The following is an 18555-nucleotide window of genomic DNA, read 5'->3' as shown; positions in this document are numbered from 1 at the left end:
CAGCATCACAGATGGCCATGAGCACCACTGTCTACGGTTTGAAGAACTGCGATACCTGCAAGAAGGCGACCAAGTGGCTGGACCGCTTCGGCGTGCCGTACACCTTCGTCGACTACCGCGAGAACAAACCCAGCCCGGAAATGCTGCTGGAATGGGCCGCGCAGCTGGGGGGGCTGGCGGCGATGGTCAACAAGTCCTCCACCACCTGGCGGCAGCTGCCGGACAACCGCAAGGCTGCGGACTCCGAGGCCGAATGGAAGCTGCTGCTGCGCGAGTATCCGCAGCTGATCAAGCGCCCGCTGGTGGTCACCGCCGATGGCAAAGCCAGCCAGGGTTTCAGTGACAATGGTTTCAAGGCACGCTTCGGCGTGGGCGACGCATGAGCGCGGTCCTCGACCTGACCTGCGAGCTGATTGCGCGACCTTCGGTAACGCCGGACGATGCTGGTTGCCAGGCGCTGTTGGCGGCGCGGCTGAAGCAGGCCGGATTCCAGTGCGATCATCTGCGCCTGGGCGACGTTGACAATCTGTGGGCGACCCATGGCCAGGGCGCGCCGGTGCTGGTTCTGCTGGGCCACACTGACGTGGTGCCCACCGGCCCGCGCGAGTCCTGGACCAGCGACCCGTTCACCCCACATATCCGCGATGGCGTGCTGTATGGGCGCGGTGCCGCCGACATGAAAGGCAGCGTGGCGGCGTTCGTGGTGGCCGCCGAGCAGTTCGTCGCCGACCATCCCGACCATCCCGGCACGCTGGCGGTACTGCTGACCAGCGACGAGGAGGGCGATGCCATCGATGGCGTGCGCCACGTTGCACGCCTGTTCGCCGCACGCGGGCAGCGCATCGACTGGTGCATCACCGGTGAGCCGTCGTCGACCGCGACGCTGGGCGATCTGCTGCGCGTGGGACGTCGCGGCAGCCTGTCGGCCAAACTGCGCGTCCAAGGCGTGCAGGGCCACGTGGCGTATCCGGAAAAGGCACGCAACCCGATTCACCAGGCGGCGCCGGCCCTGGCAGAACTATGCGCGCGGCGCTGGGACGAAGGCTACGAGAGTTTCCCGCCGACCAGCCTGCAGATCTCCAACATCCACGCCGGCACCGGTGCCAACAACGTGATTCCCGGTGAGCTCGACGTGGATTTCAACATCCGCTACAACCCGCACTGGGATGCGCCGAAGCTGGAGGCGGAGATCACCGCACTGCTGGAACGGCATGGCCTGCAGTACACGCTGAAGTGGCATCGCAGCGGCGAGCCGTTCTACACCCCGGAAGGCACGCTGCGCGCCATCGCCCGTGCGGTGCTGGCCGAGCACATCGGCCGCGCGCCAGAAGAAAGCACCGGCGGCGGCACCTCCGATGCACGCTTCATCGCGCCATTGGGCGCGCAATGCATCGAAGTAGGCCCGGTCAATGCCAGCATCCACCAGGTGGACGAGAATGTGCGCGTGGACGATCTGGAAGCGTTGCCGGGGCTGTACCAGCGGCTGGTGGAACGGCTGCTGGTGTGAGGAGGGCGAGTGCCGACCGTGGGTCGGCACACCTTCCGCAGGACTGCAGCCGGGCCCTGGTCCGAAAAGATGAATAACGGCGGCATGATCGCCTTTTCCCAGTAGCTTGGCGCGCCATGTAGAAGCGCTGCGCCTGGGGCCTGGCGAACAAGCCGGCCGCCGCTGGCAGGGCCGAAGGCGGGTGAGGGTCTGGTAGGCCGCCAGGCCCAGGCAGGGCAGGGCAACCAGTGCCCCGGTGCCTCGGTTGCCGACGCAACTGTTGCGCCGCGCTGGAAACCGGGGTAGGGTCGATGCCATGTCGATCCGCCTGGCCACCGCCGTCAACAACAACAACCGCAATAATCTGCGCGCGAATAATCGTGCGCGGCCGATGCGGGACTGCGCCCTGGGTAGATAGACAGCAACACACGCCCGGACACCAGAAAACCCGCATCAGCCGATGCGGGTTTTTTTGTGCCCGGGCGCAGCCTACCCGGGCCTGGATGGCCGGTCGAACACCTTCCCACCCGTGAAATTCCCCAACAGGAGCTCCCTCATGTGTTCGATCTTCGGAATCTTCGGCCTGCAGGCCGGTGACGATCTTCCCACCCTGCGCCGCCACGCGCTGGAACTGTCGCAACGCCAGCGCCACCGTGGCCCGGATTGGAGCGGCGTGTACCTCGACGAAGGTGCGCTGCTGGTCCATGAACGGCTGGCCATCGTCGATCCGGCCGGTGGTTCGCAGCCGCTGCTGTCGGCCGATGGCCAGCTGGCGCTGGCGGTGAACGGCGAGATCTACAACCACCAGGCGTTGAAGGCAGCGCTGACCACCACCTACGACTTCCAGACCGGCTCGGACTGCGAGGTGATCAACGCGCTCTACCGCCAGGGCGGCGCGCCGGCGCAGTGGCTGGAACAGCTCAACGGCATCTTCGCCTTCGCGCTGTGGGACCGTGACAGTGGACGCGTGCTGGTGGCGCGCGACCCGGTCGGTGTGGTGCCGCTGTACTGGGGCCACGACGCCCAGGGGCGCTTGCGCGTGGCCTCGGAAATGAAGGCGCTGGTCGATACCTGTGCCGATGTCGCGCAGTTCCCGCCGGGCCACTATTTCGACAGTGCCAGCGGTAAACTGGTGCGCTACTACCAGCAACCGTGGCGTGACTATGCCGACGTGCAGGGTCGCCAGGCCGATCTGGCCGAACTGCGCCAAGCCTTCGAGCATGCAGTGGAACGCCAGTTGATGAGTGACGTGCCGTACGGCGTGCTGCTGTCCGGTGGCCTGGACTCGTCGCTGGTGGCGGCGGTAGCCGCGCGCTATGCACGTCGCCGCATCGAGGATGGCGGGCAGACCGAAGCCTGGTGGCCGCGCCTGCATTCGTTCGCGATCGGCTTGAAGGGCTCGCCCGATCTGGCTGCCGCTGCCATTGCTGCCGAAGCGCTGGGCACCGTGCATCACGGTTTCGAGTACACCTTCGAGGAAGGCCTCGATGCGCTGCCGGAAGTGATCCGCCACATCGAAACCTACGACGTCACCACCATCCGCGCCTCCACGCCGATGTTCCTGCTGGCGCGGCGGATCAAGGCGATGGGGGTGAAGATGGTGCTCTCCGGCGAGGGCAGCGACGAGATCTTTGGTGGCTACCTGTATTTCCACAAGGCACCGGATGCGCGTGAATTCCACGAGGAGCTGGTGCGCAAGCTCGACGCGCTGCACAACTACGACTGCCTGCGTGCCAACAAGTCGATGATGGCCTGGGGCGTGGAGCCGCGCGTGCCGTTCCTGGATCGTGAATTCCTCGACGTGGCGATGCGCTTCGATGCCGCGCACAAGATGGTGGGCGCCGGGTTCGGTGGCCGTCGCATCGAGAAGGCGGTGCTGCGCGAGGCGTTCGACGGCTACCTGCCGGACAGCATCCTGTGGCGTCAGAAGGAGCAGTTCAGCGATGGCGTCGGCTATGGATGGATCGACGGCCTGAAGGCGCATGCCGAGGCGCAGGTGAGTGACCGCGTGCTGGCGGCGGCCGACAAGCGCTTCCCGCACAACCCGCCGCAGACCAAGGAGGCGTATTACTACCGCCACCTGTTCGAGCAGTTCTTCCCAAGCCGTGCGGCAGCGGAGACCGTGCCGGGCGGCAAGTCGATCGCCTGCTCGTCGCCGGCGGCCATTGCCTGGGACGCCAGCTTCGCCGCCGCTGCCGACCCTTCGGGACGCGCGATCGCCGGCGTGCACGAGCAGGCACTGGCCTAAGCCCCAAAAAGGGGACGGAGGGGATTAAGTCGTTAGTGGCACAAACGACTTAATCCCCTCCGTCCCCTTTTTGTATGATCGCCCCCTGCGCATTGGGGAATGTTCATGGACGTACAGGCAGGCGGCAACGCGCCGCCCACGAAATGGGGATGGCGTTATCTGGCGTGGGCCGGGGTGCCGTTGCTGGCCGGGGTGCTGCTGGCGCGGTATGCCGGGCCGGCGGCCCCCGAGATGGTCGCCCGTGCCACGGTTGCTGCCGAAGGCAGCTGGGCGCAGCATCTGGCGTCTCCGCTGGGCCTGTTCCTGCTGCAGCTGCTGGTACTGCTGCTGGTAGCCAAGGGCGCCGGTGCGCTGCTCAAGCGCTTTGGACAACCGGCGGTGATTGGCGAGATGGCGGCCGGCCTGATGATGGGCCCGCTGGTGCTCGGCAGCCTGCTGCCGCAGTTGCATGGTGCGTTGTTCCCGGCCAGCTCGTTGGGGCCGCTGGGCATGCTCAGCCAGCTGGGCGTGCTGATGTTCCTGCTGGTGGCCGGTGCCGAGCTGGACCTGGCAGCACTGCGCGGCCGCCGGCGTTTCGCCTTCACGGTCAGCCATGCCGGCATCGCGGTGCCGTTCGTGCTCGGCGTCGCGTTGGCGATCTGGCTGTATCCGCAGCACGGCCCGCAGGGCGTGGGCTTCACTGCCTTCGCACTTTTCGTCGGCATCTCGATGAGCATCACCGCGTTCCCGGTGCTGCTGCGCATCCTTGCCGACCGCGGCATCGCGCAGACGTCGCTGGGGCAGACCGCCATCGCCTGCGCGGCATTGGGCGATGCCACCGCATGGTGCCTGCTGGCACTGATCGTGGCGGCTGCACAGGCCAGTGGATGGCTGCCGGCCAGCCTCAACCTGCTGTGCGTGGTCGCCTTCGTGGCGCTGATGCTGGGGCTGGTGAAGCCGTGGTTTGCCCGCCAGCAGATCGCGCCGGGCCGTGAGGGGCGCTGGCTGCTCGGCATCCTGCTGCTGTCGCTGGGTAGTGCCCTGATCACCGAAATGCTGGGCATCCACGCGCTGTTCGGTGCCTTCGCGGCGGGCGTCGCGGTATCGTCCAACGCGCAGCTGCGCGACCTGTTGATGGCCCGCGTCGAACCGTTTGCGGTGACCCTGCTGCTGCCGTTGTTCTTCGCCATGACCGGCCTGCGCATGCGTGCCGATGCGCTGCAGGCCAGCGACATCGTGTTGTGCGGGGTGGTGATCGTGGTGGCCACGGCCGGCAAGCTGCTGGGCACCTTCAGTGCTGCACGCAGTGCCGGCATGCCCACGCGCGAGGCGTGGCGGTTGGGCGCGTTGATGAACACCCGTGGCCTGATGGAGCTGATCGTGCTCAACCTGGGTTACGAGCTGGGCCTGCTCGGCGACCGCCTGTTCGCGGTGCTGGTGGTCATGGCGCTGGTGACCACGGCGATGACCGGGCCGCTGCTGAACCTGATCGAGCGTCGCAGGGCTTGAGCGTTGAACGGTGGTGCCGGCCGCTGGCCGGCAACCTCATGATGCTGGACACACCTGCATGGATGCCGGCCAGCGGCCGGCACTACCGCGCCGGCACCAGTGTCATCACGTGCTGTGCCTTGCCGGGCAGGAAGGGAGTCGGCCGTCCATGCACCCAGTCCTCGTGGCCGGCGCCCCAGTAGGGTGACAGTGGATGGCCGCTCTGGCCGCCCGGCATGTGCACGATGCCGTCGGCCTCGTGGCCGGGCGAGACCACCATGCGCTCGGAAGCACCGAAGTTCGGCGTCTGCACGCGTGGCATGTCACGGTCGCCGGGCAGCTGGTCGGCGGGCATGCACAGCCAGCGCTTGGCGATGCCCGGCAGCGCCCGTGCGATGGGGTGGCAGATCGCCGCAGTGTTGCGTTCGCCCCAGGTGCGCTTGGACAGCGGTCCCTGCTTGGCCAGCTCGCTCTCGGTACGGCGTGCCGCGTCGATCAGCAGCGCATCCCAGCTGTCGAAGGCCGGTGGCAGCAGATGGGCCGGACGCTGTTGCAGCATCGGCCAGGCCACGCCTTCCAGCTGCGCCAGTCGCGGGTCGAGGTAGTCATCACCCAGCTGCGCATGGGCCGGTGCCAGCAGTGCATCGGACAACGTCTCCATCACCTGGGTGCGGAATTCACGTACTACCCGGTAGCTGACCGAACTGGCCGCGGCACGACCGCCCCATTGATGGCTGACTTCCTTCAAACGCTTCAGTGCAGGGTCGTCACTGCGCTCGATGACGTCGTGCAGCAGGGCCCACCAGCGCTGCAGGAACACCGCGCGATCGTCGAGCTGGATCGCCAGCAGATCGTGCTCGTCGAAACGGTCCTGGATGGCGAGCAGATCGCGGATCTGCCGCGCGCGGGCGCCAAGGTCATAACCACCGTTGCCGACATTGGCCAGTGCCTCGCCGTCGAGGACGCGGCCGTTGGCAGTCCACAGGCGATGGTTCGGTGGGTCGATCAATGCCGGCGAGGCGTCGCTGCGGATCGGCCAGGGGGCGCAGTCCTGGTTGTTGGCGGCGGTGAAGCCGGCCGGTGCACAGCCCGGACCGCGGTCGGGGCGGGCGCCGATCAGGCGCCAGGCGATGCGTCCGCTGCGGTCGCCGACCACCAGGTTCTGTGCGGGGATGCCGGCGTGGTCGGCGAACTGCAGGGCACTGTCCAGGTCACCGGCGCGGGCCAGGTCACCGAAGTCCAGGCGCACCGCGCCGGGCAGGTGGGCGACCCAGCGCAGCGCGTCGCCGCTGCCATCGGCATGCGTGTGCAGGATCGGCCCCCAGGCGGATTCGCGCACCGGGAACAGCACGTCGGCCTGGCCGGCCACCGCAATCCGCTCTTCATGCACGGTCACTGCGGCGTTGGCTGGTTCAGTGCGGTAATCGGCGGTGTCTATGTAACTGTTGGTGAAGCCCCAGGCGACGTGCCCGTTGCTGCCGACGATCACCGCCGGCAGGCCCGGCAGGGAGAATCCGGTGACGTCGACCTGGCCGCCAGCGGCCTGTGGATCGGGGTAGCGCAGGCGCACGCGGAACCACAGGCCCGGCGCGCGCAGGCCCAGGTGCATGTCGTCGGCGACGATCGCGCGACCGTCGGCGGTAAGCGCACCGGCCACCGCGAAGTTGTTGCTGCCGACGGCGTCGACCTCTTCCTGCGCGGTGCCGGATTTTCCCTTCAATGTGCGCAGGTCGAGCTGGCTGGCATCGGGCAGGGCAGCGTTGCCGGTGGGTTCGCCGAACAGCGGTGCATCCCATTCGGTGCCGTCGTGGGCGATCAATGCGTACAGCGCCGGCGGCACCACTGCGCGGATGCGGCTCAGTGCAAGCTCGGTCTGGTTGCCGGGGTCCTGCAGGTCGGCGTACATGGCCAGCCCGGTCAGCACGCTGTCGCTGGCCTGCCACGGTTGCGGCGACTGCCGCAGCAGCAGGTAGGCCCATGGCCGCACGGAGAGGCCGGCCAGGCCCTCATTGACCCCACCGACATAGGCGCTCACGGCTTCGACGTTGTCGCCCAGCGCAGCCTGCATGTTCGCCTCGGTGCGCGCGCGCAGCCGATGCACGCGCATGCGCTTGTCGGCATCGATCGCTTTTGGGCCAAACAGTGCGGACAGTTCGCCGGCGGCGCTGCGGCGCATCAGGTCCATCTCGAAATAGCGTTCCTGCGCATGCACGCGGCCCAATGCGCGCATCGCGTCAGCCTGGCTGGTGGCGGTGATGGTGACCACGCCCAGCGCATCGCGCTCGATGGTGACCGGCCTGGCCAGGCCGGGCAGCGCATGCTCGCCGTCCAGGTCGGCCAGGCTGCCGCGCAGCAGCAGCCACAGGACCAGTGCGGTGACCAGCACGATGGCGACCAACACGCCCAGCACCCAACGCCATATACGTCGCATCGCACGTCCTTTCCGAACTCGTGGGCCGATTGTAGCCGCAGGCGCAACTGCGACTGATTCCGATTAGATCACCGTATTTTGAAATGCGGCACCCTATGCCGCATCGATTCACAGGAGCCCCCCCATGAAAGGCAACCCGGACGTCATCGCCTGCCTGAAGGAACTGCTGCGCGGCGAGCTTGCTGCCCGCGACCAGTACTTCATCCATTCCCGCCGCTACGAGGACCAGGGCCTGTTCGCGCTGTACGAACGCCTGAACCACGAGATGGAAGAGGAAACCCAGCACGCCGATGCGCTGCTGCGCCGGATCCTGTTCCTGGGCGGCGACCCGGACATGCGCCCGCATGCCACCGAGCCGGGTAAGACCGTGGAAGAGATGCTGCAGAAGGATCTCGACACTGAATACGCGGTTCGGAACAATCTCGCCGCCGGCATGAAGCTGTGCGAGGAGAAGGGTGACTACGTGAGCCGCGACATCCTGTTGGCCCAGCTGAAGGACACCGAGGAAGACCACGCCTGGTGGCTGGAGCAGCAGCTGGGCCTGATCAAGCGCATCGGCCTGGAGCTGTACCAGCTGAGCAAGATCGACGGCAACGGCGCCCCGGCGCACTGAGCCGACGTCGCTCTTTTCGGTAGAGCCGACCCGGTAGAGCCAACCCGGTAGAGCCGACTGTTAGTCGGCTGCCTTTCGGCAGAGCAGCCGACTAACAGTCGGCTCTACCAGGAGCAAAGGAGCAGCCGACTGACAGTCGGCTCTACCAGGAGCAAAAGGCAGCCGACCAGCGGTCGGCTCTACCAGGCGCACAAAGCAATGTCGCCCGCCAGCACCGGAGCACCGCCAGCCAGCCTTCGCCAGCCAGCTGCTCCATCGCCCGCCAGCCGACAACGAAAAAGCCGGGGAATGCCCCGGCTTTTTCGTGTCCGGGGTCGGATCCGTTTTCAACGAAAACGGCTCTGACCCCATTGGGATCGAAAACGCCAACCGAGGTTGGCGTTTGCCGGGGTAATGCGTGTCAACCAAGGTTGACACCCACCTCAACCAAGTTTGACACCCACCAGGGGCAGGGCCCAAGCCCTTATTCCACCGACAACCCTTCCACCTTCTGCCAGCCGCGCGGCAGCAGGTGGCCGCGGGTGGCGCGGGCGCCGAGGTAGGCGTCGAGCTCGTTGAACTTCAGCCCCATCGTGCGCTGACCGCTGCGCACCTGCAGGGTCTGCCCCGGGCTGATCGCCACGATGGCGACCACGCGTTCAGTGGCGAGCTTGGCCTTCGGGATCTCGATGATCTTGTTGCCCTTGCCCTTGTCCAGTTCCGGCAGGTCGTTGGCGGCGATCGCCAGCAGGTTGCCGGAACTGGTCACCGCCACGATGCGGTCGGTGGCCACGTTGGCGACCATCGACGGGGTGAGCACCGACGAGCCGGACGACAGGTTCAGCATCGCCTTGCCGGCCTTGTTGCGACCGATCAGGTTCTCGAAGCGGGTGACGAAGCCGTAGCCATGGCTGGAGGCCAGCACGAAGCGGGCATCCGGCTCGGCACTGGCCAGGGTCACGAAGCTGGTACCCGCTGCCGGCGAGAAGCGGCCGGTCAGCGGCTCACCGTTGCCACGCGCGGAGGGCAGGGTGTGCACCGGCGTCGAGTAGGCGCGGCCCTCGCTGTCGAGGAACGCGACCTGCTGGGTGCTGCGCGCACGCACCGCGCCCTGCAGGGCATCACCGTCGCGGTAGGAGAGGGCGGACGCATCGACGTCATGGCCCTTGGCGGCACGGATCCAGCCCTTTTCCGACAGCACCACGGTCATCGGCTCGCTCGGCACCAGCTCGGTCTCGTCGATGGCCTGCGCGGCCTGGCGCTGCACCAGCGGCGAACGGCGCGCGTCGCCGAACTTCTTGGCGTCGGCCGTCAGTTCGTCGCGGATCAGCTTCTTCAGCTTGGCCTTGCTGTCGAGGATGCCGAGGATCTTCTCGCGTTCCTTGGCCAGCTCGTCCTGCTCGCCGCGGATCTTCATCTCCTCCAGGCGGGCCAGCTGCTTCAGCTTGGTTTCCAGGATGTACTCGGCCTGTTCCTCGGACAGGCCGAAGCGCGCGATCAGCGCCGCCTTCGGTTCGTCCTCGGTACGGATGATGTGGATCACCTCGTCCAGGTTGAGGAAGGCGACCAGCAGGCCTTCCAGCAGGTGCAGGCGGCGCTCGACCTTCTGCAGGCGGTGCTGCAGGCGGCGGGTGACGGTGTTGCTGCGGAAGGTCAGCCATTCGCTGAGCAGCATCTTCAGGTTCTTCACCTGCGGACGGCCGTCCAGCCCGATCACGTTGAGGTTGACGCGGTAGCTGCGCTCCAGGTCCGTGGTCGCGAACAGGTGGCCCATCAGCTGGTCGGCGTCGACGCGGTTGGAACGTGGCACCAGCACCACGCGCACCGGGTTGGCGTGGTCGGATTCGTCGCGGATGTCTTCCAGCCACGGCAGCTTCTTGGCGCGCATCTGCGCGGCGATCTGCTCGATCACCTTCGACGGCGACACCTGGAACGGCAGCGCCGTCACCACGATGTTGTTGGCTTCCTTGTTGAAGGTCGCACGCGCACGCACGCTGCCGTTGCCGGTCTCGTAGATGTTCCGCAGATCGTTGGCGGCGGTGATGATCTCGGCGCTGGACGGGTAGTCCGGGCCCTGCACGTGCTCGCACAGGTCGCGCACGGTCGCATCGGGGTTGTCCAGCAGGTGCAGCAGTGCGCTGACGATCTCGTTGAGATTGTGCGGCGGCACGTCGGTGGCCATGCCCACGGCGATGCCGGTGGTGCCGTTCAGCAGCAGGTGCGGCAGCCGCGCTGGCATCCAGGTCGGTTCCTGCAGGGTGCCGTCGAAGTTCGGTGCCCAGTCGGTGGTGCCCTGGCCCAGTTCGCCCAGCAGTACTTCGGCGATCGGGGTCAGCTTGGATTCGGTGTAACGCATCGCCGCGAACGACTTCGGGTCATCGCTGGAGCCGAAGTTGCCCTGGCCCTCGATCAGCGGGTAGCGGTACGAGAACGGCTGCGCCATCAGCACCAGCGCCTCGTAGCACGCGCTGTCGCCGTGCGGGTGGTACTTACCGATGACGTCACCGACGGTGCGCGCGGACTTCTTGGGCTTGGACGCAGCATTCAGGCCCAGCTCGCTCATCGAATAGATGATGCGGCGCTGCACCGGCTTCAGGCCGTCGCCGATGAACGGCAGGGCGCGGTCCAGGACCACGTACATCGAGTAGTCGAGGTAGGCGCGTTCGGCGTACTCGCGCAGCGGCAGTTGTTCGAATCCGTGGAACACGGGGCGGGCAAGTTCGGTCATGCGGCGTTGTTACCTATGTCGGGAGGCGGCGACGGCGGTCGCCGCTCGCAATCCTGTGATTATCCGGATGCGGCGGGGGATGCCAAGCCACGTGCAGGGTCCAGCCCGGTTTCCAGGCCATGCCCGACCCGCGCCAGATAGCGCCCCGGTGGCAGCCCGAAGTGGCGGCGGAACACGGTGACGAAGGCACTGGCGCTGCTGAAGCCCAGTGCATGGGCGATGTCGGCCACGCTGCGGCCATCGGTCAGCTGGCGCAGGGCTTCGGACAGGCGGGCCTGTTGCCGCCACTGGGCGAAGCTGAGCGTGGTCTCGTCGCGGAAGTGACGGGTCAGGCTGCGCGGCGACAGGCCGGCCCAATGCGCCCATTCGGCCAGGCTGCGCTCGTCGGACGGGTCGGCCAGCAGCTGCGAGGCGATCTTCAGCAGGCGCCGGTCGTGCGGCATCGGCAGGTGCATGCGCTGGCGCGGCGCGGTGCGGATCTCGTCCAGCAGCACCTCGATGATGTGCTGGCGCTCGGGCGTGGTGTCGTAGCCCAGCGGCCATTCGCAGATGCGGTCGGCCAGCGCCTGCGCCAGCTTGGACAGGCCCAGTACGCAGGGATCGGCGGGCAGGGTGGCGCAGGCCGGCGCGGCCAGTGCCATGCCCCAACCGCGCAGCGGACCATCCAGGGTCACCGTATGCGGCTCCAGCGGCGGCATCCAGCCGGCCGAGCCCGGCGCCAGCGACCACGTCCCGTGCGAGGTGCGGGTGGTCAGCAGGCCACGCTCGACACAGATCAGCTGGGCGCGCTGATGGTGGTGCCAGTCCACTTCCCGGACCAGCCCCTGCGGGCTGTCGAAGCGGAAAGCGACCACCGGTGGGCCATCGTTGCGCTCGAACCAATCCAGTGCGTCGTCCCTGAGCAGGCGCTTGGGAGCGGGAATTTCTGCCTTGTTCATCATGTCCGCTGGCTGAAATGTGTCATCCATTGGCTGAATTGTACTACCGGGCCACCTGACCAGATCATTAAGGTAGGCGCCTTCATTGATCCAGCCCACTGCTGCAACACAGCATTCGATGCCAGATCGAATATTTCCATTGAGAAATATTTTTTTTGGAAGAGAATGCTCCCCCATGATCTGTCCTGCAACCACTCCCCCCAGTTTCGGCCTGCTGCTGCGCCAGGTGCGCGACGGCCTGGTCCGGCAACTCGACGCGTCCATGGCTGAAGAAGACTTGGGTATCGGCTTCACCCACTACATCGGGTTGAAGGTGCTCTCGCACATGGCCCCGTGCACGGCCAACGAACTGGCCCAGGCCATCGACCAGGTACCCAGCGCAGTCACCCGCCTGCTGGACAAGCTCGAGGCACTGGGCTGCGTCCGCCGCGAACCGCATGCGCAGGACCGGCGTGCGCTGCAGATCGTGCTGACCGATGAAGGCCGCGCATTGTGGGCGCGGTTGAAGCTGCGTGGCGACGCGGTGATGGATTACGCCCTGCGTGATCTTTCCGCCGACGAGCGCACGCTGCTGCTGTCCCTCCTTACCCGAATCCGCGATTCCCTGACGACCCCATGAACCCGATCCCGCATTCCACTCTCCGCCGGTCCGGGCGCGCGCTGCTGGTGTCAGCGCTGGCCCTGGCCCTGGCCGCCTGCGCCAGCAGTCGTGGCCTCAACCCGCAGGGCCACGTGCTTGACGTGGACAGCCTGCACAGCGAACGCACCCTGGCCGACACCGACCTCAGCGCCACCGGCTTCCCGGCGCAGGACTGGTGGAAGGCGCTGGGCGATGCGCAGCTGGACGCGCTGGTCGCCGAGGGCCTGGCCGGCCACCCGAGCCTGGACGCCGCCGACGCGCGCCTGCGCCAGGCCCAGGCCCAGGTCGGCACCGCACGTGCCGATGAGCTGCCCAGCCTGTCGGTGTCCGGTGGATATACCGGGCTGCGCCTGCCTGAGTCGATGGCAGGCAGCGAGATCGGTGGCCATTACGCCGGCAGCAGCCAGGTCGCCTTCGACTTCAGCTATGGCGTGGACCTGTGGGGCGGCAAGCGCGCCGCTTGGGAAGCGGCCGTGGACGGCGCGCATGCGGCCACCGTCGAGGCCCAGGCCGCACGCCTGAACCTGTCCACCGGCATCACCCAGGCCTATGCCGACCTGGCCTACGCCTGGCAGCTCAACGATGTGGCCGAGGAAGAGCTGGCCCGTTCGCAGAAGTCGCTGGAACTGACCCGCCAGCGCCGCCGCGCCGGCATCGACAGCGATCTGCAGGTGCGCCAGGCCGAGGCCCGCGTACCGGCCGCGCAGCAGCAGGTGCAGGCCGCACAGCAGCGGATCGACGCGGCCCGCACCGCACTGGCCGCGCTGGTCGGCAAGGGCCCGGACCGTGGCCTGTCGATCCAGCGCCCGCAGCCGCTGAACCCGGTGGCGCTGCAGCTGCCGGGCGTGCTGCCCAGCGAACTGCTGGGCCGTCGCCCCGACATCGTTGCCGCACGCTGGCGCGTTGAAGCGGCCGACAAGCAGATCAAGGTTGCCAAGACCAGGTTCTACCCGAGCTTCAACCTGACCGCGCTGGCCGGCGTGGTCGCCCCGAACGTGGGCGACCTGCTGAAGAGCAGCTCCACCTTCGCCTACATCGGCCCGGCGCTGAGCCTGCCGATCTTCGAAGGCGGCAAGCTGCGCGCCAACCTCGCCAACACCGATGCGCAGTACGACCTGGCGGTGGCCAACTACAACCAGGCCGTGCTCGACGCACTGCGCGACGTCGCCGACCAGGTCAACGCGGTGCGCTCGCTGGCGCAGCAGGCGCACTCGCAGCAGCACGCGGTGGATACCGCACGCTCGGCCTTCGACCTGGCCCAGCAGCGTTACCGCGCCGGCATCGGCAGCTACCTGGACGTGCTGACCGCGCAGTCCACCCTGCTGCAGTCGCAGCAGCAGCTGGCCGGCCTGCAGTCGCAGCAGGTGCAGTCCTCGGTGCGCCTGAGCAAGGCGCTGGGCGGTGGTTTCCAGCCCGCTGACGCCGACCGCGCACCGATCGCCTCCCATTCCGATTCCTCGCATTCCTGAAGACGTCCGCCATGAGCCAGACCCAAGACACCGCGGCCCCGGCCGCCCCCAACCGCCGCGGCAACCTGCTGCGCGGCCTGTTCGTGATCGTCGTGCTGCTGCTTGCCGCACTGGCGCTGTGGTACTTCATGTTCGGCCGTTGGTTCGAAGAGACCGACGATGCCTACGTGCAGGGCAACCAGGTGCAGATCACCCCGCTGGTGGCCGGTACCGTGGTCGCCATCAACGCCGATGACGGCATGCGCGTGGAGCGCGGCCAGCTGCTGGTGCAGCTGGACCCGTCCGACACCGCGGTGGCACTGCAGCAGGCCGAAGCCAACCTGGCCAAGACGGTGCGCCAGACCCGCGGTCTGTACCGCAGCGTGGAAGGCGCCCAGGCGGACTTGAACGCCCGCCAGGTGACCCTGAAGCGCGTGCGCGAAGACTTCGCCCGCCGCAAGGACCTGGCCGCCACCGGCGCCATCTCCAACGAAGAACTGGCCCACGCCCGTGACGAGCTGGCTGCCGCCGAAGCGGCCGTGGCCGGCTCGCGCGAGACCGTCGAGCGCAACCGCGCGCTGGTCGACGACACCGTGATCGCCACCCAGCCGGATGTGCAGGCGGCTGCCGCGCAGCTGCGCCAGGCCTTCCTCAACAACGCCCGCGCCGGCATCGTCGCGCCGGTCACCGGCTACGTCGCCCGTCGTTCGGTGCAGGTCGGCCAGCGCGTGCAGCCGGGCAATGCCCTGATGGCCGTGGTGCCGACCGAGCAGATGTGGGTCGAGGCCAACTTCAAGGAAACCCAGCTGCGCCACATGCGCCTGGGCCAGGAAGTGGAACTGAAGTCGGACCTGTACGCCGGTGACGTGAAGTACAAGGGCCGCATCCAGAGCCTTGGCCTGGGCACCGGCTCCGCGTTCTCGCTGCTGCCGGCGCAGAACGCCAGCGGCAACTGGATCAAGATCGTGCAGCGCGTGCCGGTGCGCATCGCCATCGATGCCAAGCAGCTGGCTGAACACCCGCTGCGCATCGGCCTGTCGATGAAGGCTGAAGTGAGCCTGCGCGACCAGAAGGGCGAAGTGCTGCCGAGCACTCCGGCCAAGGGCACGGTGTTCGACACCGACGTGTATGCCAAGCAGCTGCATGATGCCGACGAGGTGATCCACACGATCATCCAGGGCAACTTGCCGCAGCAGCAGGCGAAGGTGGGCTGAGGTCGCCATGTCCGCACAAGCTCCAGCCGCGCCCGGCGCTCCGGGCGCACCGGCGGCGCCGGGTGCGGCCTCCGGGTTCCTGCCGCCCAGCGTCGCACTGTGCACTGTGGGCCTGGCGATGGCCTCGTTCATGCAGGTGCTCGACACCACCATCGCCAACGTCTCGCTGCCGACCATCGCCGGCAATCTCGGCGCCAGTTCGCAGCAGGCGACCTGGGTCATCACCTCGTTCGCGGTCAGCACGGCCATCGCGCTGCCGCTGACCGGCTGGCTCAGCCGCCGTTTCGGCGAACGCAAGCTGTTCGTCTGGGCCACGCTGGCCTTTGTCATCACCTCGCTGCTGTGCGGCCTGGCGCAGAGCATGGGAATGCTGGTGCTGTCGCGTGCGCTGCAGGGGTTCGTGGCCGGCCCGATGTACCCGATCACGCAGTCGCTGCTGGTCTCGATCTATCCGCGCGAGAAACGCGGGCAGGCATTGGCACTGCTGGCGATGATCACGGTGGTTGCGCCGATCTGTGGCCCGATCCTCGGTGGCTGGATCACCGACAACTACAGCTGGGAGTGGATCTTCCTGATCAACGTGCCGCTGGGCATCTTCGCTGCGCTGGTGGTGGGCAACCAGCTGAAGGGGCGCCCGGAGCAGATCGAGAAGCCGAAGATGGACTACGTCGGCCTGGTCACCCTGGTGATCGGCGTCGGTGCGCTTCAGCTGGTCCTCGACCTGGGCAACGACGAGGACTGGTTCTCGTCGATGAAGATCGTGGTGCTGGCCTGCGTGGCGGTGGTGACACTGACGGTGTTCCTGATCTGGGAGCTGACCGACAAGGATCCGATCGTTGACCTGAAGCTGTTCCGGCACCGCAACTTCCGCGCCGGTACGCTGGCGATGGTGGTGGCCTACGCAGCGTTCTTCAGCGTGGCGCTGCTGATCCCGCAGTGGCTGCAGCGTGACATGGGCTACACCGCGATCTGGGCGGGCCTGGCGACGGCGCCGATCGGCATCCTGCCGGTGATCATGACCCCGTTCGTGGGCAAGTATGCGTCGCGCTTCGATATGCGCATGCTGGCCACGGTCGCGTTCATCGTGTTGTCGATGACCAGCTTCCTGCGATCGAACTTCAACCTGCAGGTGGACTACATGCACGTGGCCGGCGTACAGCTGATCATGGGCATCGGCGTCGCGCTGTTCTTCATGCCGGTGCTGCAGATCCTGCTGTCGGACCTGGATGGACGCGAGATCGCGGCGGGCTCCGGCCTGGCCACGTTCCTGCGTACGCTGGGTGGCAGTTTCGCGGCGTCGCTGACGACGTGGCTGTGGGCGCGGCGCACCCAGGTGCACCATGCCGACCTGACCGAGCATATCTCGGCCTATCAGCCGGGCATGCAGGACCAAGTGGCGGCGATGGGGCAGGGCGACCTGCAGCACGGCGCAGCGGTACTGAACAACATGATCAACCACCAGGCATCGCAGATGGGCTTCAACGACATCTTCTTCTTGCTGGGCTGGATCTTCCTGGCGATCATCACGTTCCTGTGGCTGGCCAAGCCGCCATTCGGCGCAGGTGCGGGTGCAGCCGCCGGTGGTGGGCACTGAAACTCCCTGGAAACACCGTGCTGTATTTTGACCCCGCCGCGAGGCGGGGTTTTTGTTGGGGCGACGCTGGTCGCGCGGGCATTGCCCTCGGGGTGGTGCAACGGCGCAGGTTCAGCGCGTGCGATAGACGCGTTTGAACACCACCCGGTCGGAAGACAATCGGGAAATGGCCCAGATCCCCGCCGCAAGTACGGCGCCGCATGCGAGCCAGCCGGCAGTGGCCTGAAATCGGCTGCCGACAAGTGCGCCGCAGATGATGGCGGCGACAAAGACAAGCATTACGGCCTCCTTTGATGCGCCGTAATGGACCTCGGCCTGGCATCCCACGCATACGCTTACGCCGTGGTTCGAGCCGGTATGGCAGTGTGGGCAGATGATGCTGCGCTGCATTGGTGCGTCCTTTGGGGGAGAGGAGGGGCGCTGGTCAGGTCGTGGCGATACACCCGCAGCCGGCTCCCGCAAATCTGCCTCCCACCGAAAAGGAATCGGGTGGATCTCGACTAGGAAAAGTACGAATTGAACGGGGAACGTGAAATGCGCCCCAAAAGGGGGCCGTTCAAGGTCCGGTGACGACGCGCCGGGAGTAGGTATGCACCCGCAGACGACGCCCTGACGGTGCGAGATACGACAGTCCGAGTGGCGGTTGCGATGCCAGGATCGCCAAACCCCGGAAACGAAAAAACCCGCTTTCGCGGGTTTGATCATCTTGAGTCGTGGTGCCCAGGAGAGGACTCGAACCTCCACGGTTTTACCCGCTAGTACCTGAAACTAGTGCGTCTACCAATTCCGCCACCTGGGCGACTCAGGAGATGAATTGTGCGGGACGGCAGAGAGTGTGTCAACAACATTTCACACATTTTTCTGCGGCTGCACGCCCAGGTGAAGCAGCAGGCTGCGCATCGCCGGTGAAAGCTGCGCCCATCCGGTGAAACAGGCGCACAGGCGGCGTTGTGCCCACGCATCTGCAAGCGGCACCGCAACGGTACGCGTACTGCGTCGATGCTGGCGCGCAATGGTACGCGGCACGATGCCGACACCAATGCCGTGGCCGACCATGATGCAGACTCCCTCGAAGGTCTTCATGCGGATGCGCACGTCCAGGCGACGCCCGATGTCGCGCGCCTGGTCTTCGATGTAGGTCTGCAGTGCATTGCCATCGGCCAGGGCAACGAAGGTCTCGCCGGCAACATCGGTGAAGGCCACGCTGCGCCGCGATGCGAAGCGATGGTCTGCGGGCAGCAGCATCACCAGCGGATCTTCGGCGACCACATGCTGCTGCAGGCCGGCAGCGTCGACGGCATCGCTGATGATGCCGGCCTCGGCCTGGCCAGCACTGATCGCACGCACGACTTCAGGGCTGGTGCGCTCCAGCAGTTCCACGTGCAGGCGCGGGCGTTCGGCCAGCCATGGCGCGAGCCGCGAGGGCAGGTAGTTGGTCAGCGCTGCGGTGTTGGCATACAGATGCAGGGTGCCGCGCGCACCGTGTGCAAACGCCTGCAGTTCACCGCGCAGCTGTGCCTGCTGCTGCAGGATCAGGCGTGCATGGTGGGCGAGGGCGGCACCGGCTTCGGTCAGGCTGACACCGCGCGGATGCCGGTTCAACAACGCGGTGCCGGCATCGGCTTCGATCGTGCGCAGGCGTTCGCTGGCCGACGCCAGTGCCAGGTTTGCCTGCGCTGCGCCGGCCGTGATGCTGCCCGCCTCGGCAATCGCCAGGAACAGGCGCAGGTCGGCGATATCCATCCGCATGTGATGCCCTCATCGCAACG

The 18555-nt window shown here is 67.0% G+C and carries 14 protein-coding genes and 1 tRNA gene; 9 read left to right on the top strand and 6 right to left on the bottom strand.

Annotated elements, in window-relative coordinates; genetic code table 11:
• Window positions 1-11 precede the first annotated feature (11 nt).
• The 4 genes from H4O10_RS02905 to H4O10_RS02890 all read left to right on the top strand — a co-directional run bounded on the left by H4O10_RS02905 (window position 12) and on the right by H4O10_RS02890 (window position 5222).
• A complete protein-coding gene (locus H4O10_RS02905) occupies window positions 12-383 on the top strand; it encodes an arsenate reductase (protein ID WP_005412750.1) in 372 nt (123 codons plus the stop codon).
• Window positions 380-1507: a succinyl-diaminopimelate desuccinylase gene (dapE, locus tag H4O10_RS02900; protein WP_049395930.1), complete on the top strand. Its 1128-nt coding sequence runs from the start codon at window positions 380-382 to the stop codon at window positions 1505-1507. Before H4O10_RS02905 ends, dapE begins: the two co-directional genes overlap by 4 nt.
• Before the next feature lie 535 nt (window positions 1508-2042).
• On the top strand, window positions 2043-3734 hold the full coding sequence (gene asnB, locus H4O10_RS02895) for an asparagine synthase B (protein ID WP_012479619.1): 1692 nt from the start codon (window positions 2043-2045) through the stop codon (window positions 3732-3734).
• Window positions 3735-3833: 99 nt separating this feature from the next.
• Window positions 3834-5222, top strand: a complete 1389-nt coding sequence (locus H4O10_RS02890) for a cation:proton antiporter (RefSeq protein WP_012479620.1) — start codon at window positions 3834-3836, stop codon at window positions 5220-5222.
• Window positions 5223-5304: 82 nt separating this feature from the next.
• Here the strand turns inward: H4O10_RS02890 and H4O10_RS02885 are convergent, their stop codons facing one another.
• Window positions 5305-7632: a penicillin acylase family protein gene (locus H4O10_RS02885; RefSeq protein WP_049395929.1), complete on the bottom strand. Its 2328-nt coding sequence runs from the start codon at window positions 7630-7632 to the stop codon at window positions 5305-5307.
• A gap of 124 nt (window positions 7633-7756) precedes the next feature.
• Here H4O10_RS02885 and bfr point away from each other — a divergent pair, with 124 nt between their 5' ends.
• A complete protein-coding gene (bfr, locus tag H4O10_RS02880; RefSeq protein ID WP_005408763.1) occupies window positions 7757-8245 on the top strand; it encodes a bacterioferritin in 489 nt (162 codons plus the stop codon).
• A 463-nt stretch (window positions 8246-8708) separates the two neighbouring features.
• Here the strand turns inward: bfr and parC are convergent, their stop codons facing one another.
• Together parC and H4O10_RS02870 are read right to left on the bottom strand one after the other, a co-directional pair.
• Window positions 8709-10952 carry a DNA topoisomerase IV subunit A gene (gene parC, locus H4O10_RS02875; RefSeq protein WP_005408764.1) on the bottom strand — a complete coding sequence of 748 codons (2244 nt, stop codon included), beginning with the start codon at window positions 10950-10952 and terminating at the stop codon, window positions 8709-8711.
• A gap of 59 nt (window positions 10953-11011) precedes the next feature.
• The gene (locus H4O10_RS02870; RefSeq protein ID WP_171956616.1) at window positions 11012-11893 is read right to left on the bottom strand and encodes a helix-turn-helix transcriptional regulator; all 882 of its coding nucleotides are present in this window, start codon (window positions 11891-11893) and stop codon (window positions 11012-11014) included.
• A 172-nt stretch (window positions 11894-12065) separates the two neighbouring features.
• Here H4O10_RS02870 and emrR point away from each other — a divergent pair, with 172 nt between their 5' ends.
• Genes emrR through emrB form a run of 4 tightly spaced genes read left to right on the top strand, consistent with a single transcriptional unit; the run spans window position 12066 to window position 16786 of the window.
• Window positions 12066-12509, top strand: coding sequence for a multidrug efflux system transcriptional regulator EmrR (gene emrR, locus H4O10_RS02865; RefSeq protein ID WP_005408766.1), 444 nt, complete (start codon window positions 12066-12068; stop codon window positions 12507-12509).
• Window positions 12506-13999, top strand: coding sequence for a multidrug efflux transporter outer membrane subunit EmrC (gene emrC, locus H4O10_RS02860; RefSeq protein ID WP_049395928.1), 1494 nt, complete (start codon window positions 12506-12508; stop codon window positions 13997-13999). Before emrR ends, emrC begins: the two co-directional genes overlap by 4 nt.
• An 11-nt stretch (window positions 14000-14010) precedes the next feature.
• Window positions 14011-15192 (top strand): multidrug efflux MFS transporter periplasmic adaptor subunit EmrA, encoded by a 1182-nt coding sequence (gene emrA, locus H4O10_RS02855; RefSeq protein WP_005408768.1) that lies wholly within the window; start codon window positions 14011-14013, stop codon window positions 15190-15192.
• A 7-nt stretch (window positions 15193-15199) separates the two neighbouring features.
• Window positions 15200-16786, top strand: coding sequence for a multidrug efflux MFS transporter permease subunit EmrB (emrB, locus tag H4O10_RS02850; protein ID WP_032966542.1), 1587 nt, complete (start codon window positions 15200-15202; stop codon window positions 16784-16786).
• 111 nt (window positions 16787-16897) lie between these two features.
• Here the strand turns inward: emrB and H4O10_RS02845 are convergent, their stop codons facing one another.
• The 3 genes from H4O10_RS02845 to H4O10_RS02835 all read right to left on the bottom strand — a co-directional run bounded on the left by H4O10_RS02845 (window position 16898) and on the right by H4O10_RS02835 (window position 18535).
• Entirely contained in the window at window positions 16898-17176 is a 279-nt protein-coding gene (locus H4O10_RS02845; RefSeq protein WP_049395927.1) for a hypothetical protein, read from the bottom strand.
• Window positions 17177-17500: 324 nt separating this feature from the next.
• Window positions 17501-17585, bottom strand: a tRNA-Leu gene (locus H4O10_RS02840).
• 50 nt (window positions 17586-17635) lie between these two features.
• Entirely contained in the window at window positions 17636-18535 is a 900-nt protein-coding gene (locus H4O10_RS02835) for a LysR family transcriptional regulator (protein WP_049395411.1), read from the bottom strand.
• Between the last annotated feature and the right edge of the window lie 20 nt (window positions 18536-18555).

Origin of the sequence: Stenotrophomonas sp. I18B00994 (assembly GCF_014145825.1) — a bacterium.
Taxonomy (GTDB): domain Bacteria; phylum Pseudomonadota; class Gammaproteobacteria; order Xanthomonadales; family Xanthomonadaceae; genus Stenotrophomonas; species Stenotrophomonas maltophilia.
This window is presented reverse-complemented; position numbering and strand designations above follow the sequence as displayed.

Excerpts from the sequence above, each read along its gene's own strand:
- H4O10_RS02905 (WP_005412750.1), top strand. The coding sequence starts at position 12 with ATGGCCATGAGCACCACTGTCTACGGTTTGAAGAACTGCGATACCTGC.
- dapE (WP_049395930.1), top strand. The coding sequence starts at position 380 with ATGAGCGCGGTCCTCGACCTGACCTGCGAGCTGATTGCGCGACCTTCG.
- asnB (WP_012479619.1), top strand. The coding sequence starts at position 2,043 with ATGTGTTCGATCTTCGGAATCTTCGGCCTGCAGGCCGGTGACGATCTT.
- H4O10_RS02890 (WP_012479620.1), top strand. The coding sequence starts at position 3,834 with ATGTTCATGGACGTACAGGCAGGCGGCAACGCGCCGCCCACGAAATGG.
- H4O10_RS02885 (WP_049395929.1), bottom strand. The coding sequence starts at position 7,632 with ATGCGACGTATATGGCGTTGGGTGCTGGGCGTGTTGGTCGCCATCGTG.
- bfr (WP_005408763.1), top strand. The coding sequence starts at position 7,757 with ATGAAAGGCAACCCGGACGTCATCGCCTGCCTGAAGGAACTGCTGCGC.
- parC (WP_005408764.1), bottom strand. The coding sequence starts at position 10,952 with ATGACCGAACTTGCCCGCCCCGTGTTCCACGGATTCGAACAACTGCCG.
- H4O10_RS02870 (WP_171956616.1), bottom strand. The coding sequence starts at position 11,893 with ATGATGAACAAGGCAGAAATTCCCGCTCCCAAGCGCCTGCTCAGGGAC.
- emrR (WP_005408766.1), top strand. The coding sequence starts at position 12,066 with ATGATCTGTCCTGCAACCACTCCCCCCAGTTTCGGCCTGCTGCTGCGC.
- emrC (WP_049395928.1), top strand. The coding sequence starts at position 12,506 with ATGAACCCGATCCCGCATTCCACTCTCCGCCGGTCCGGGCGCGCGCTG.
- emrA (WP_005408768.1), top strand. The coding sequence starts at position 14,011 with ATGAGCCAGACCCAAGACACCGCGGCCCCGGCCGCCCCCAACCGCCGC.
- emrB (WP_032966542.1), top strand. The coding sequence starts at position 15,200 with ATGTCCGCACAAGCTCCAGCCGCGCCCGGCGCTCCGGGCGCACCGGCG.
- H4O10_RS02845 (WP_049395927.1), bottom strand. The coding sequence starts at position 17,176 with ATGCAGCGCAGCATCATCTGCCCACACTGCCATACCGGCTCGAACCAC.
- H4O10_RS02835 (WP_049395411.1), bottom strand. The coding sequence starts at position 18,535 with ATGCGGATGGATATCGCCGACCTGCGCCTGTTCCTGGCGATTGCCGAG.